Raw genomic sequence first — 14,493 nt, 5'->3', positions numbered from 1 at the left:
ACTGATCCCACTAGGTTACAAACCTCGCGCCGCGATTAAACCGCTCCTAGTTTGAACAAATTGTAATCCGCAAAGGTCAACTGACCCTGAAATATGTATCTAAAAATGCAGTAAATGATTGATTATCGGCTTGCTCAATTGCTTTTTGAGCTTGGTAAGACTCTGTCGCTTGTTGCGCTAACCACGACTTTGAGAATTCAGTATAACTGGCTATACCATGGCTTTGTTTATACTTTTGAGCAAGTGAGAGTGCATAATGACCATTATCTAGCCCTGATGCTTTTAATTGATCAACATAACGCCCTGAATAAGTTAATGTAGGATTATGCACCCACGTTGCCATGCGCTTAATAGTGTTTGAGTAATAATCAACCCCGTACGCGCTATCCATCCACTTAGCAACATCAACGAGCTGATTAAATATTTCATCACCCCATGATTCAAGACTGCGCTGCTCATTATTAAAATTAAGCATTAGGCCTTTTTCTCGGCCTTGGTTTACTACTGTATCAAGATTTTCAGTGCTTCGCGCTTGCTCTTCCCAGTCCATAGGCGCTGAGTCTTTTAATAAACAATAGGTTAAAAATACATCTAAAAAGTGTATTTGCTCTAAATCAATGCCTACTTCACTAAATGGGTTAACATCCAATGCACGAATTTCAATATATTCTATACCCGCTCTTAGTAAAGCATCGGTGGGTGTTTCACCATTTTTAGCATTACGCTTGGGGCGAATTGGCGAGTAAAACTCGTTCTCTATTTGTAGAATATTTTTATTTAATTGCTTTGGCTCTGCACTGGTGTAGTCGTCAATACTGCCATAAATATCTGAAGGCGTATTTATGGCTTTTTTAAGCCCTGCTACATATTCATCTAATGAGTTATACATCACGCGTAATGATGACTGTGCACTGTTGGTATAACCTAGATTACCTAATCGAAGCGCCGTGCCTACTTCTAAATATAAAGTACCTTTACCTAGCTTTTTAAACGGTAAATCACTTTTACGCCCTTGCAAAAATGAACTACACAATGCCGGTGACGCACCAAACATGTAACTAATTAACCACAACTCGCGTTTAAAATTGCGAATTAATGCTAAGTACCCATCAGATATAAAGTCTTCAAGCTTCGCGCTACTTTGCTTTAGTGAGTGTAGTGACTGCCATAACGTTTCTGGAAAAGAAATATTAAAGTGCACGCCGGCAATCGCTTGCATCATACTGCCGTAACGGTTCTTTAAACCTTCACGATATAAGGTTTTCATTTTACCAACGTTAGAATCGCCAAATTGTGCTAATACAATATCGTCCTGATGATTTATAAAACACGGCATACTAATTGGCCACAGCAGTTCATCGCCCATATGTTCTAGGGTGAACTTTTGTAAATCTTTTAGCTGTTGTAACGTTTGCGTTGATGACTCGCTAACCGGTGTAATAAACTCAAGTAAAGACTCAGAAAAGTCAGTCGTGATATGTCCGTTGGTAAGCGCACAGCCAACCCCTTCAGGGTGAGCTTGCTTAGAAATAGAACCATCAGGTTTAATTCTTAGTGATTCTCTCTCAATACCGCGCATAATACCTTTAATAGCATGCTGATTATCTGCATTAGATAGCGCGTTGAGCGTGTTCTTTAAATTATAAGTTGCCAAAAAAAAGTTTCCTCGAGCCAAGTGGCTTAATCATGAGGTTATGGGGTCTAATTACCTTTACTCAAGATTAAATGAAGAAAAAACTATATGAATTTATTAGATATAGTTTTTAATGAATTTTAAACACGCTTTGTTTCACGCTATAAAAGATAATCTTGCCATTGCCACCAGCAATATACAATTTCTTTTACATATTATTTGCCACAATCCTCTCCTACCAACAACGTATTATTCCCCCCAATGCGAAAGGGTGAATCTCTTGTTAAAAGTTTGGCATAACTAAAAAAATCAATTACTCTTAAAATTGATAAAGATCATAAAAACATTAAAAAAAATGCCTTACTACTGCTATTTAAAACTTATCACTAACGTACATTAGTTTTAGTAATTACAATAGACACCCCAATAAAGAATGATAAAGGATTACTATGCGTCGTAATCAAAGCTTGATAGATGAAGAAGTCACTTTTGAAGAACATCAAGAGTTAGTTTCAACGACCGATCTTCGAGGTGTTATTACCTATGCCAATCATGAATTTTGCAGTATTGCTGGCTATGAAATGGATGAACTCATTAATAAAAACCACAATATAGTTCGCCACCCTGACATGCCTAAGGCGGCATTTAAAGAAATGTGGGACACCTTAAAGCAAGGCCATTCGTGGCGAGGAGCTGTAAAGAATTTATGTAAAGACGGCCGTTACTATTGGGTTGATGCATTTGTAACACCTATTTTTGAACATGGCCAATTGATTGGTTATCAGTCTGTGCGTGTAAAACTCTCGCAACGCGCAAAACGCAGAGCACAGAAACTGTATGCCAAAATTAACGCTAATCAGTCACTATTTAGCTGGCGTGAACACACCTCACTCAGACAAGGCTTAAGCATAGCCGGTGTTTTAGTTTGGTTAGCCTGTGTTGCTATTTGGGGATCAATCGCGATTGCAGCGGTTAACTTGATGGTGTGTATTATCATTCTAGTTTTAAATTATGATGAACTAATAGCAACACCTGCGACCCTAAAGCAGCAAAAGAGTCAGGCTGATTCGGTGTCTCGTTATGTATTTAGTGGTTCACACCCTCACAGTATTAGTGATTACCGAGAGCAAATGCTTTGCGCCAAGTTAAAAACGGTACTCGGTCGTGTTAAAGACTCAACCTTGAGTTTTAATACAATTGCTCAAGGCTTAGATCAGCAATCTACGCTGACCGAACAAGGAATTTCCTCTCAGGGAACTCAGCTTGAGCAAATAGCCACTGCAATGTCACAAATGAGCACCACCATTGGTGAAATTTCTAATAATACTAATAATACCGCAGATAAAGTGGGGATCACTTATCAAAGCTGCTCTGATATAAAAAGTCATATTGCCGATAATAGCAAAATGGTATCTGACTTAGCTATGCAAGTTGAGCAAGCGGCAACCACAGCCACAGGACTTGCCTCTGAGGCCGATAAAATTGGTCAGGTAATGAGTGAAATAGAAGGCATTGCAGAGCAAACCAATTTGTTAGCACTTAACGCTGCGATTGAAGCTGCCCGTGCTGGTGAGCATGGTCGGGGTTTTGCGGTGGTCGCTGATGAAGTGCGCGCATTATCTTCACGTACTCAAAACGCCACAGCACAAATTCATAGCTCCATTAAAGAGATTCAAGATACCTTGTTTAGCTGGTCTAAAATCATGCAGAGCACAAAACAACAAGCCGATGACTGTGTGAACACTACAGGTCAAACGCAGCAAGAGCTGGATAGTATTTTTACTCAAATTAGTGAAATTTCACAGCTTGCCACCGATATTTCAGCTGCCGCAGAGCAACAACAAGTGGTAAGTAGAGACATTGGCAGCAATGTTGAAAAAATTAAAGGTTTGGGGGATGACAATTTACAGCTTAGTTATAGCGTAGCGCATGGCGCTGCTAAATTGGTGGAAGGCTCACGAAAAGTAAATGATTTATTGCTTACCTTTAAAGTTTAATCCACCCACTTAAATCAAAAACAAAAAAGCCGCTATTTTCAGCGGCTCTTTACTGTGCTCAGATTATCGGCTAGTAAACTCTAAGCCCTCACCACTTGCATCAATAACAATGATGCAGCCTGGTTGAAAATCATTATTAAGCAGCTTTTGTGCTAACGGATTTTCAATAGTTTGTTGTATTGCACGCTTAAGTGGGCGAGCGCCATAAACCGGGTCAAAACCACTAGCAGCAATCCGCTCAAGCGCAGCATCTGTCAATTCAAGTAAATAACCCATCTCAGTTAATCGTTCACGCAATTTACTTAACTGTATATCTGCGATTTCTTTAATATGGCTATGTGCAAGCGAGTGGAACACTACTGTTTCATCAATACGGTTAATAAACTCAGGCCTGAATTCATTATGCAGTACACCCATTACCTTAGTTTTAAGCTCGTCATAGTCATTACTCCCCGATTGCTCTTGGATAATGTCTGAACCTAAGTTAGAGGTCATAATGATAACCGTATTTTTAAAATCAACAGTACGGCCTTGACCATCTGTTAAACGACCATCATCAAGAACTTGTAATAAAATATTAAACACATCTGGATGCGCTTTTTCTATTTCATCAAGCAAGATAACCGAATACGGCTTACGACGAACGGCTTCCGTTAAGTAGCCCCCTTCTTCGTAACCTACATAACCAGGAGGAGCACCAACTAAACGCGCCACTGAGTGTTTTTCCATAAACTCAGACATATCAATGCGTACCATGGCACTTTCGGTGTCAAACATATAGCCAGCCAATGCTTTCGTTAGCTCTGTTTTACCCACCCCTGTTGGTCCTAAGAATAAAAATGAGCCAATAGGACGATTCGGATCAGCAAGCCCTGCGCGAGAACGACGAATGGCATTAGCCACCGCAACTACCGCTTCATCTTGCCCTATCACTTTATTATGTAATTGCGTTTCCATTTGCAATAGCTTTTCACGCTCACCTTGAAGCATACGTGCCACCGGAATACCAGTCCAACGTGATAAAATCTCAGCTATTTCATCTTCGCCCACTTGGTTTTTAAGTAAGCTCATTTCTTGCATTTCGGCTTGTGATGCTAAATCAAGCTTACGCTCAAGCTCGGGTATACGGCCATATTGCAGTTCTGACATGCGCTGTAAATCGCTTGCTCTGCGTGCCACTTCTAAATCAAGTCGTGCCTGTTCAAGCTCAGCTTTAATGACTTGCGTACCTTGCAAAGACGCTTTTTCGGCATTCCATACTTCATCGAGCTCACGGTATTGCACTTCAAGCTCAGTGATCAGCTCAACCATTTCTGCACGGCGCTTTTGACTCGCCTCGTCTTTTTCTTTAGCCAGGGCGTTATCTTCAATTTTTAATTGAATGATACGACGCTCTAACTTATCTAAGGCTTCAGGTTTTGAATCAATTTGCAGTCGAATAGAAGAGCCCGCTTCGTCAATTAAATCAATTGCTTTATCAGGTAATTGGCGATCACTAATATAGCGATGCGATAACTGCGCTGCAGCAACAATTGCCGGATCGGTGATTTCCACTGAGTGATGTAATTCGTAACGCTCTTTTAGACCACGTAATATAGCGATAGTATCTTCAACCGATGGCTCTTCAATTAATACTTTTTGGAAACGGCGCTCAAGTGCAGCATCTTTTTCAATGTATTTACGATATTCATCTAAGGTCGTTGCACCTACGCAATGAAGTTCACCACGTGCTAATGCAGGTTTTAACATGTTACCCGCATCCATAGCGCCATCACTTTTACCAGCGCCAACAATGGTATGAATTTCATCAATAAACAAAATCACTTGGCCTTCTTCTTTGGCCAATTCATTTAAAACTGATTTTAAACGCTCTTCAAATTCACCTCGGTATTTGGCCCCAGCAACCAACGCGCCTAAATCAAGCGAGAGTACGCGCTTGTTTTTTAAGCCCTCTGGCACTTCCCCATTAATAATACGTTGCGCAAGCCCTTCGGCAATCGCGGTTTTACCCACCCCAGGCTCACCAATTAACACAGGATTGTTTTTGGTGCGGCGTTGTAATACTTGGATGGTGCGACGAATTTCATCATCACGGCCGATTACAGGGTCAAGCTTACCTTGCTCCGCCCGCTCAGTTAAATCAATAGTGTACTTTTCAAGTGCTTGACGAGTTTCTTCAGCATTAGGATCATCAACTTTTTGACCACCGCGAATTGCTTCTATGGCAGTTTCAACTTTGTTAGCAGTGATATTAAGTGCTTTAAATACACTGCCAAGCGGCCCTTTATCTTCACATGCAACTAAAACAAACAGTTCGCTTGAGATATATTTATCTTTGCGTTTTTGAGCATACTTGTCACACAGATTAATAAGTGAAACCATGTTGTTTGACAATTGCACATCGCCACCAACACCTTCCACTTTAAATAACTTTTCTATCTCTTGAGATAGTTTGGTATTGAGCTCGTCAATACTAATGCCCATTTGTGCAAACAAGGCACGCACACTTGAACCACTTTGCTTTAATAAAGCATACATAAGGTGAACGGGTTCAATAAATTGATGATCGCGACCTAGCGCTAATGATTGCGCATCTGAAAGCGCAGACTGAAATTTACTTGTAAATCTATCTAAACGCATGGGGGTTTACCTATAAAAAAACGAATTACTTTATAAATGGGTATGTTAGCGGATTTGTTCAAGGTATTGAGGGAAAAATAATCACTTAATAGTAATTTACTTGCGCCAGATCAAACTTGCCATACGACCGGTTTGGCCGTCACGTCGATAAGAAAAAAACTGATTTTTTTGAGAGAACGTGCAGTATTCACCACCACTAATATTCACAACACCCCGTTGGTTTAGCAAAATACGCGCTATGTAATAAATATCAGCTAAATATTTATCGTTATTTTGACGTTTAAACGCATCATGCAAAGCTGGATTGTTGGCTGTAAATGTTGCAACGACCTCTTGGCCGACTTCAAATTGGTCAGCCCCTATTGCAGGACCTAACCACGCATGTAAATTCGCTGGCTCATGTTTAAAACAGCTAACTGTATTATTAATAATTCCTTGCACTAACCCTCGCCAACCGGCGTGAATTGCAGCCACTTCTTGGCCATCGCTTGAGGTAAGTAAAATAGGTAAACAGTCAGCGGTCATTATAGCTAAAGGTTGATTATATAATTGCGTGTAAAGCGCATCCCCCGTCAGAGTTTGGTTAAAATCAAACCCTTCATCCACTCTAATTACATCAGCGCTATGAACCTGATTTAACCAAACAGCAGGATTAGATATGTAACTATTTACATGCGCTCGATTGGTTAATACATCTTGGTTGTTATCACCTACATGCAATCCTAAATTCAAGCTATCAAATGGAGGCTTTGATACGCCTCCATCCCGTGTAGTACTCAATGTGCCTACACCCTGAATAGATTGCCATGTAGCTGATAAGCCAGACATAATTAACTAGCTATGTCTGGATTTGCTTTTGTATCTTCACGCAGTGCTTGTGTCATCTGGACCATATCATCAGGGATAGGTGCTTGCCAGGTCATCATTTCACCGGTAATTGGATGAGCAATGCTTAATTTAACAGCATGGAGCGCTTGACGCTTAAAGCTACGCAGTAACTCAAACAGCTCAGGCGTTGCTCCTTTTGGTGGACGAGGACGACCGCCATAAGATTGATCGCCAATTAATGGGTGGTTTAAGTACGCCATATGCACGCGAATTTGATGCGTACGTCCGGTTTCAAGGCGTAAACGCAAACGAGTATGAGCACGAAACTTTTCTGCCACACGGTAATGCGTAATCGCTGGTTTACCCATTTCATGAACTGCCATATGCGTACGCTGAGTTGGATGGCGGCCAATCGCTTTTTCAACCATACCACCGGCAGTCATAGTACCATTACATAACGCTTCATATTCACGTGTGAAATTTTCGCGCTTTTGTAAGGCTTTCACCAGGTGAGTTTGTGCTTGAATCGTTTTCGCGACAACCATTAAACCTGTGGTGTCTTTATCTAGGCGATGCACTATACCCGCGCGTGGCACGTTAATAATGTCTGGAAAATGATGAAGTAACGCATTTAACACCGTACCGTCAGGATTGCCTGCACCAGGATGAACCACTAGTCCCATTGGTTTGTTGATAACTAAAATATCATCGTCTTCATAAACGATGTTTAATTTGATATCTTGTGCTTCGTATTCACGAGGTGCTTCTATTGTTGTTTCAACAGCCACAACTTCACCACCGAGTAATTTTTCACGCGGGGTGTTGAAAATTTCGCCGTCAACGGTGATTTTATCATCTAAAATCCACGTTTTTATCCGTGATCGTGAATAATCAGGGAACAATTGTGCTAATACTTGGTCTAGACGTTTACCACCTAAGTCTGTTGGGACCTCGGCTTGGAGAGATATTTGCTCTGACATTAGTAACTTTACCCAATTTACCAGTGCAAGCTTTGCTTGACTGGGTTAGAATCGCTTTTAATAAAAGCATAACATAATACACATAGTTTACTCGGTTTTACCCACTTGGCCTAGCCGAAGACATCGAAGGTAACAAATAAAATGATAAATAAAATAGGGAAACGTGCATTCGCCATTGTTTTTTCAGTTTCAGTGCTTAGTTTAGGGGCTTGTTCGTCTGCACCTGACCAAGAAGACATTCAACGAGTACCAAACAGATCAGCACAAGCACTATATGAAGATGCAAAACAAACGCTTGATTCTGGTTTATACGCACGTGCAATTGAACTGTTAGCGGCAATTGATTCTCGCTACCCGTTTGGCCCGTTTTCAAAACAAGTACAAATGGATTTAGTGTACGCACATTACCAGTCAGGTAATACAGAGCAGGCACTTGCTACCATTGACCGTTTTATTCGCTTAAACCCAAACCACAAAGATTTAGATTACATGTACTACATGCGTGGCTTGGTTAATATTAAAGCGGATAAAAATGCTTTCCAAGAGTACTTTGGTGTAGATAGAGCCGACAGAGACGCTAAACGTACCCGTGTAGCTTATACCGATCTATCAACCTTAGTTAAACGTTTTCCAGAAAGTGACTATGCGCCAGAAGCAAAACGTCGTTTAGTTTGGCTATTAAACCGCATGGCACGTTACGAGCTAAAAGTTGCGACTTACTACTACGAACGTGAAGCCTATTTAGCAGCTGCGAATCGCGGTAAGTTTGTGGTAGAGCACTACTCACAAAGTAGCTACTTGGATGCGGCACTAGCCATGATGGAAAAAAGCTACGATAAGCTTGGATTGACTGAATTAAGTGAGAATGCAGCGCAAACGCGCAAATTTAACAGTAGAAATAAATAATACGAAAAAGGCGCTACTTTCAAATAAAAGTAGCGCCTTTTTTACTCAAGACTACGATTATATCGCGTCTTCATCTTCTTCTGCAGTACGAATACGAACAACACGCTCTACCTCAGTGACAAATATTTTACCATCACCAATTTTGCCTGTCTGTGCGGTTTTAACAATCACATCAATAGCGCGTTCAACATCTTCATCACCAAGCACAATATCTAACTTTACCTTTGGTAAGAAATCAACCATATACTCTGCGCCACGGTATAGCTCGGTGTGACCTTTTTGACGACCAAACCCTTTGACTTCACTTACTGTCATACCCGTAATGCCAACATCAGATAGTGCTTCGCGCACATCATCGAGCTTAAACGGTTTAATGATTGCTTCTATTTTTTTCATATTAGTTACTTTTGAAAGCCTCAGTTGCCTCGATTTTAGACAATCATGAGGTTCATAGCAAACAAAGTGATTGAATAGCACAGGTGAAAAATAATCATGGTATGATTATTTTAATAAAAATAACTATACTAGGGTCTGTTGACCTTTCAACATCACCGAGTTAATGAGATTTATATGAAAACCAAGCATACAGGATTTACTCTATTAGAGTTAATGGTTACCGTTGCTATTGTTGCAATAATAGCAAGTATTGCAATATGGAATAGTAGCGATATGCTGGAAGAAAATCGAGGCGAAAACTTTTTATTGGAGCTTAAGCGTAATATTAGTTTTGCGCGCTCACAAGCAGCTAGTACTGATGAGATTGTGGTTATTTGTGCAGCTCAGCATTCGGAGGTTAAAAACAATGATGATAGTATGCAATGCCGAGCAAGGTGGGATCGTAATAAAGTTATTATAACCTTTATTGATGCAAATAATGATGGTCAATATAATTCTTCCTCTGACAGCTTAATTCGCGTCATGGAAAAAATTAGCCTTAATGATAAGGTAACATTCACAGCTGGAGATAGACGGATACGGTTTAACACCAGCGGTCGTATCACCACTAAACCTGGAAATTTTATTTTTTGCCCTAATGGTACTAATGAAAATAATAAAGGGTTAACACTGTCTCAATCAGGAACTGCTTTTTATATAGGTGACACAACTCAAACCTGCAGCTAAAAGCCATTTCATACTTTGTCGTTTTTTGATTATTTACTAAACTAATATAATGGACTGTTCAATGTAAGGCTTCAGGGATGAAGTTAATTATAAGTGTTCACAAAAACGATGGCGTTACGTTAGTAGAATTACTAGTAACCATTTTAGTTATTGCAATACTGAGTCAACTCTCTTTGTCGTTTGCTCCTGACTTCTTGGCGCTCAATCGCGCAGATAATCAGGTTAGTCTATTACACCGAAATATTAATTTAGCACGTCTTTATGCTATAGAGCATGGCAACTACGTAACGCTGTGCGCTTTGAAAGATAAACAATGTTTAGATGGTGAGTGGCACACGGGTGTGTCACTTTTTACTGATCATGACAAGTCAACATCTTTGGATAATGACGAACGTCTTATTAGTACCTTTGAACATACCCATCCCTCTGATAGCTTAGAGTACCCCCGAACTGCAATAACTTTTAGACCCGACGGCTCTTTAAATGGCTTTCAAAATGGTACTTTTATCTATTGCCCTAATAGTGAAAAAGCAAACCTTGAAGGGCTTGCTCTATCTATAAGTCAAACAGGTCGCATAAGGATAAAGTCCACAAATAGATGCAAAAATAACTAACCTGAATTCTAGTTAGGGGGTTTACAGTGTAAAAAGCCAGACTTCACGTCAGTAGCTGGCCTATTGCAAGTAGGTTCAACGCAATTAGCGCTAAAAATAGCTGCTTGAGATAGGTATACAATTCAGAGTAAGGTTAATTAGCATCATCTACCCCAGCAATAGGTTATATCTGATTTACCTTTGCTGCCTTTAGCCCCTTTTAAGCCTAAATCATTAATAGACAATTCAGTACAATCAGCATCCCCTTTAACAGCTCCAGCGATGGGTTTCGCTGTAATTGTAAATTCATTACTATTAACCACATTTATTGCTAACTCAAAATGCCCGTTTTCAGTTTTACTTTGAATACCTAAGTCACTAAACGAAGTTGAATAAACTCGGTTATCTACAAAGTATTGCTCTTGCTTATTTGCCGCATCTAACAGCGCAGATGCAGCTTCTGCGCGTGATGCCCTTTTTACATACTCTGTGTAATTCGGCAATGCAATTGCAGCAATAATGCCAACAATCGCTACTGTGATCATTACCTCAATTAATGTAAATCCTTGTTGTGTCTTATTCATATACAGCCCTTAATTGTTTATCTCATCGTTTTCTTCACGCTTATAAATATATGTTTGCTGCGTTTTAAAGCCAAAGCCACTGTTGCCACTCTCTAGTAACTTTATAGTTCCATCTTCGATTTTTAGACCAGGCCCTGAAATGTTACCGGGTACAAATGGTTTGGAATCACCTTTAATTAAAGGACCAGGGAAATAAAATTTACTTTCGGGTGGCTTCCTTTCAGGACCATCAGGACCATCGGGACCATCAGGACCATCAGGACCATCAGGACCATCATCACACTGTCCATCGGCATTAGCATCCACGCAAGAAGAACCAAAGTATAGCTGTGGTGTATCGGGCACATCGTAACTGGTTACAAATTTGAGCTGTTCATACACCTTTGTACCGTAATGCAAATGAAACGCATAAAGCGCACCACCGCCTCCACTTAAAGAACATTGATTCTCGACAACGGCATCAGATGCTGGCGTGAAAGAAGTAAAATAAGCAACTCCGCCAACAACGGTAGCTGCAGCTAATGACTTTTCACCTTTGGCTAATTCGTAGCGCCACCCTTTCTTTTTTGCCAACTCAGCTTCAACAAGATTAAAACCATCTATGTCATCTAAAGTATTACCAAACGGGTCATCGTTCATAATCATTAAGTCGGAGGGTTTAACTGCCGCAGGCGCATTGATTTTAAATGAGCGTGTCAGCGTATTTTCATCACGAATCATAAACAACTGATCTTGCTCATTTGTATTCGTTGGTTTTGAACGATTGCCGCTGCCGATAACAACAGCATCATAAGGAGTATCTAAACGGGTAATAACTTTATCACCGTTGATGGTCGTCTCTGTTACTTTACTAAACAAAGTACGCGCAATCAGAGGCTTATAAAAGAAGCGCCTGTCTTGGGTATTTTGATTGCTACCAAGCTCAGCAAGTTTAAAGTGACTAAACTCACTGCTATCTTCTCCTGGCATATCAATTCGCCAAATATTACCACCGGTGTCTGAAGCATAAATTCGGTCAATATAGCCGTCATAATCTGAATCAAGCGTAGTTAAATCAGCGGCAATGCTATGTTTACCTTTAAAACCATTGCTATTTGGGGTTAATGCCCACACTAAGCTACCTGTTTTTGCTTCAACAATATAAATGCCTCGACCACGGGAATCCTCAGCTCTTATAGCCGCGTCTTTATTTGTATCGTAACCTGCACCAAATACGAGTAAAGGTTTATTACCAAAAGCTTTAATATAAGCTATTTGCGGTTTTGACCATGTTTGTGCTAATTCCGTAAAATCGCCTTTGCCGCCTTCAATTGGTTTGCTCCAAAGGCGCTTTGGCTGGTTCGGATTTGTAATATCTAAGCCATAGTAATTCTTACCACCACGACGCATACCAGCAAAAGCCCAAACAGCATCTCCTTTGCTAGCATCTATAATACCGTCATTTAAACCTTCGCTATTCAAACTCTTATTACTAAAGTAAACACTGATAGGGCCGTCCATGCCATATACCTTGCTATCTGCTTGTTTATTTCTGAGTGGCTTAATAATGTCAAATAATGCTGAAGGTATAAACGCCCAACTTTCGCTTACAGTCTCGCCAGCATCTTTAAACATATGTAAAAACCCGGCATTTGTTCCTATAAGAATTCGTATATCATCACTGCCATAGTCGATAGCAATAGGCTTGGAATGTAATGGGTCGCCAAAAATATCAGAGCGTTGATCTTGCGAAGAGCCATCTTTATCCTCATCATCAACGTCGACCCCTCTAGCCCAATTAACATCTTGGCTTGTTAAGGTTAGCGGGTTATCAACAATACCACTAAGAATATCGCTGACAACCGAAGTATCAAAGCTAACAATAGAGCCTTGATTTTCAGTGAATAAATTACGAGCTAGTGGATCTATCGTACTTAGATAATGATTTACGCCACCTTGTGCAACCGCATTACCATCAGCGGGTTGGCCCGCAGGTAGCCAAAATGTTTTTGCATCTTTTGAAATTAAACCGTCGCTATTAAGAGCAAGCTTGTTAGTCGCATCAACAATCTGATTGCCTGTAATTTTTAACTTTTTGAGGTTACCACGCCAGCGAGCCCCTGTTTCAGGATAAAACATAGCAAAGTAAAGAGCATCACGGCTGCGAGTTTGGTCTACGTTATTGCTGGCCACTGATGGCGATGAAAAACTATCGTTTACTTCACGAATACGAGAAATCGTATTTTTAAGTGCGTCTGACAGTTGTGCTGCAGTATTGGCATGCAAATATTGCCCACCGCCATAGTCTGCAGTCTCAGTAAGTAAGTTTTTACCTGAGTTACTCATTCCAGTACCAAAGCCAATAGGAAATACACGACCAATATCTAGTACATTATTGGTTTTGCTATACAAATCAACTTTTACATCATCTGTACCATGGATAATTTTTGCCAGCGCTGCCAAATAACTATTGCTGACAACAGGCGCATTTTCAGAAAAATAATCCTCATGAAGGTTAAATATGTCATTATTTCTATTAGAATCGTTGGTAGGATCTCCATCTGTCATTAAAATAATGTTGATACTATTGTCACAACGTAATGGCTCACCCGCTACTGGGGCAAAAGGTGATTTATAAACTCCTGATGACTCAGCGGTAAAATCTCGATTATTAGTGTTATCGCCATAGTAAACATCTTGGCCTGTTATGTATAAATACGCTTCCCATAATGTTTCAGTTAATGGGGTTGACCCACTAGCAGGTAGCTCATCAATTTTATTGAGCAACGTTGACTTTTCAGCACCTACTCTGGCTAGTACATAACCGCCACTACTGCCATTAAAACGCATTAAACCAAATTCAATATCATCATTATCGTTCACTAATTGCGTAATCGCATTTTGTGCAACTCTTAAACGACTATCACTACATGTGGCTTCATAATTGTAGTAGCTAGTTCGTTTGTAACATTGCTCATTACGTTTATAGCTGTCTTTACTTTCAAAACAATCGACCTCGTAATAACGATTACCGCTTCTCATGTAACAGGCATTGCCATCGTTTACATCCCAAGCCATACTGCCTGATGTATCAAAAATCATAATTACGCGTGGCTTTTCATCTGTCTCCACATTATGGTTAACATACAGCTCTATATCTTCAGCATGAGCTGACATGCCAATTAATATTGCAAATATAGGCATGAACATTCTGTTTAGTGTAAGTTTCAT

At 40.2% G+C, this 14,493-nt stretch carries 11 protein-coding genes; 4 read left to right on the top strand and 7 right to left on the bottom strand.

Annotation, left to right across the window (positions count from 1 at the left end):
* Positions 1-76 precede the first annotated feature (76 nt).
* Positions 77-1,654, bottom strand: coding sequence for a glutamate--cysteine ligase (gshA, locus tag CWB76_RS11290; RefSeq protein WP_138607649.1), 1,578 nt, complete (start codon positions 1,652-1,654; stop codon positions 77-79).
* 428 nt (positions 1,655-2,082) lie between these two features.
* Here gshA and CWB76_RS11285 point away from each other — a divergent pair, with 428 nt between their 5' ends.
* The gene (locus tag CWB76_RS11285) at positions 2,083-3,630 is read left to right on the top strand and encodes a methyl-accepting chemotaxis protein (protein WP_138607648.1); all 1,548 of its coding nucleotides are present in this window, start codon (positions 2,083-2,085) and stop codon (positions 3,628-3,630) included.
* A 63-nt stretch (positions 3,631-3,693) separates the two neighbouring features.
* Here the strand turns inward: CWB76_RS11285 and clpB are convergent, their stop codons facing one another.
* From clpB to rluD, 3 genes are all read right to left on the bottom strand, one after another.
* Complete coding sequence (gene clpB, locus CWB76_RS11280; protein WP_138607646.1) at positions 3,694-6,270, bottom strand: ATP-dependent chaperone ClpB; 2,577 nt, start codon at positions 6,268-6,270, stop codon at positions 3,694-3,696.
* A 96-nt stretch (positions 6,271-6,366) separates the two neighbouring features.
* Entirely contained in the window at positions 6,367-7,098 is a 732-nt protein-coding gene (gene pgeF, locus CWB76_RS11275) for a peptidoglycan editing factor PgeF (RefSeq protein ID WP_138607644.1), read from the bottom strand.
* 2 nt (positions 7,099-7,100) lie between these two features.
* Positions 7,101-8,078, bottom strand: coding sequence for a 23S rRNA pseudouridine(1911/1915/1917) synthase RluD (gene rluD / locus CWB76_RS11270; RefSeq protein ID WP_010391291.1), 978 nt, complete (start codon positions 8,076-8,078; stop codon positions 7,101-7,103).
* Between the two features lie 141 nt (positions 8,079-8,219).
* On the opposite strand from rluD, the gene CWB76_RS11265 reads away from it, so the two are divergent.
* The gene (locus CWB76_RS11265; protein ID WP_138607642.1) at positions 8,220-8,984 is read left to right on the top strand and encodes an outer membrane protein assembly factor BamD; all 765 of its coding nucleotides are present in this window, start codon (positions 8,220-8,222) and stop codon (positions 8,982-8,984) included.
* Between the two features lie 57 nt (positions 8,985-9,041).
* Here the strand turns inward: CWB76_RS11265 and CWB76_RS11260 are convergent, their stop codons facing one another.
* Complete coding sequence (locus CWB76_RS11260) at positions 9,042-9,380, bottom strand: P-II family nitrogen regulator (protein ID WP_008114445.1); 339 nt, start codon at positions 9,378-9,380, stop codon at positions 9,042-9,044.
* A 174-nt stretch (positions 9,381-9,554) separates the two neighbouring features.
* On the opposite strand from CWB76_RS11260, the gene CWB76_RS11255 reads away from it, so the two are divergent.
* Positions 9,555-10,106: a GspH/FimT family pseudopilin gene (locus CWB76_RS11255; protein ID WP_138607640.1), complete on the top strand. Its 552-nt coding sequence runs from the start codon at positions 9,555-9,557 to the stop codon at positions 10,104-10,106.
* A gap of 77 nt (positions 10,107-10,183) precedes the next feature.
* The gene (locus CWB76_RS11250) at positions 10,184-10,720 is read left to right on the top strand and encodes a GspH/FimT family pseudopilin (protein ID WP_138607638.1); all 537 of its coding nucleotides are present in this window, start codon (positions 10,184-10,186) and stop codon (positions 10,718-10,720) included.
* A 143-nt stretch (positions 10,721-10,863) separates the two neighbouring features.
* Here the strand turns inward: CWB76_RS11250 and CWB76_RS11245 are convergent, their stop codons facing one another.
* Positions 10,864-11,283 carry a type IV pilin protein gene (locus tag CWB76_RS11245; protein WP_138607636.1) on the bottom strand — a complete coding sequence of 140 codons (420 nt, stop codon included), beginning with the start codon at positions 11,281-11,283 and terminating at the stop codon, positions 10,864-10,866.
* A 9-nt stretch (positions 11,284-11,292) separates the two neighbouring features.
* Positions 11,293-14,493 (bottom strand): pilus assembly protein, encoded by a 3,201-nt coding sequence (locus CWB76_RS11240; RefSeq protein WP_138607634.1) that lies wholly within the window; start codon positions 14,491-14,493, stop codon positions 11,293-11,295.

The organism is Pseudoalteromonas sp. S1609, assembly GCF_005887255.1.
Taxonomy (GTDB): domain Bacteria; phylum Pseudomonadota; class Gammaproteobacteria; order Enterobacterales; family Alteromonadaceae; genus Pseudoalteromonas.
The sequence above is the reverse complement of the archived record's forward strand: the minus strand, read 5'-3'. Positions and strand labels throughout refer to the sequence as shown.

Coding starts and splice junctions, on each gene's coding strand:
- CWB76_RS11285 (WP_138607648.1), top strand. CDS start 2,083: ATGCGTCGTAATCAAAGCTTGATAGATGAAGAAGTCACTTTTGAAGAA.
- clpB (WP_138607646.1), bottom strand. CDS start 6,270: ATGCGTTTAGATAGATTTACAAGTAAATTTCAGTCTGCGCTTTCAGAT.
- CWB76_RS11245 (WP_138607636.1), bottom strand. CDS start 11,283: ATGAATAAGACACAACAAGGATTTACATTAATTGAGGTAATGATCACA.
- CWB76_RS11255 (WP_138607640.1), top strand. CDS start 9,555: ATGAAAACCAAGCATACAGGATTTACTCTATTAGAGTTAATGGTTACC.
- CWB76_RS11250 (WP_138607638.1), top strand. CDS start 10,184: ATGAAGTTAATTATAAGTGTTCACAAAAACGATGGCGTTACGTTAGTA.
- rluD (WP_010391291.1), bottom strand. CDS start 8,078: ATGTCAGAGCAAATATCTCTCCAAGCCGAGGTCCCAACAGACTTAGGT.
- pgeF (WP_138607644.1), bottom strand. CDS start 7,098: ATGTCTGGCTTATCAGCTACATGGCAATCTATTCAGGGTGTAGGCACA.
- CWB76_RS11260 (WP_008114445.1), bottom strand. CDS start 9,380: ATGAAAAAAATAGAAGCAATCATTAAACCGTTTAAGCTCGATGATGTG.
- CWB76_RS11265 (WP_138607642.1), top strand. CDS start 8,220: ATGATAAATAAAATAGGGAAACGTGCATTCGCCATTGTTTTTTCAGTT.
- CWB76_RS11240 (WP_138607634.1), bottom strand. CDS start 14,493: ATGAAACTTACACTAAACAGAATGTTCATGCCTATATTTGCAATATTA.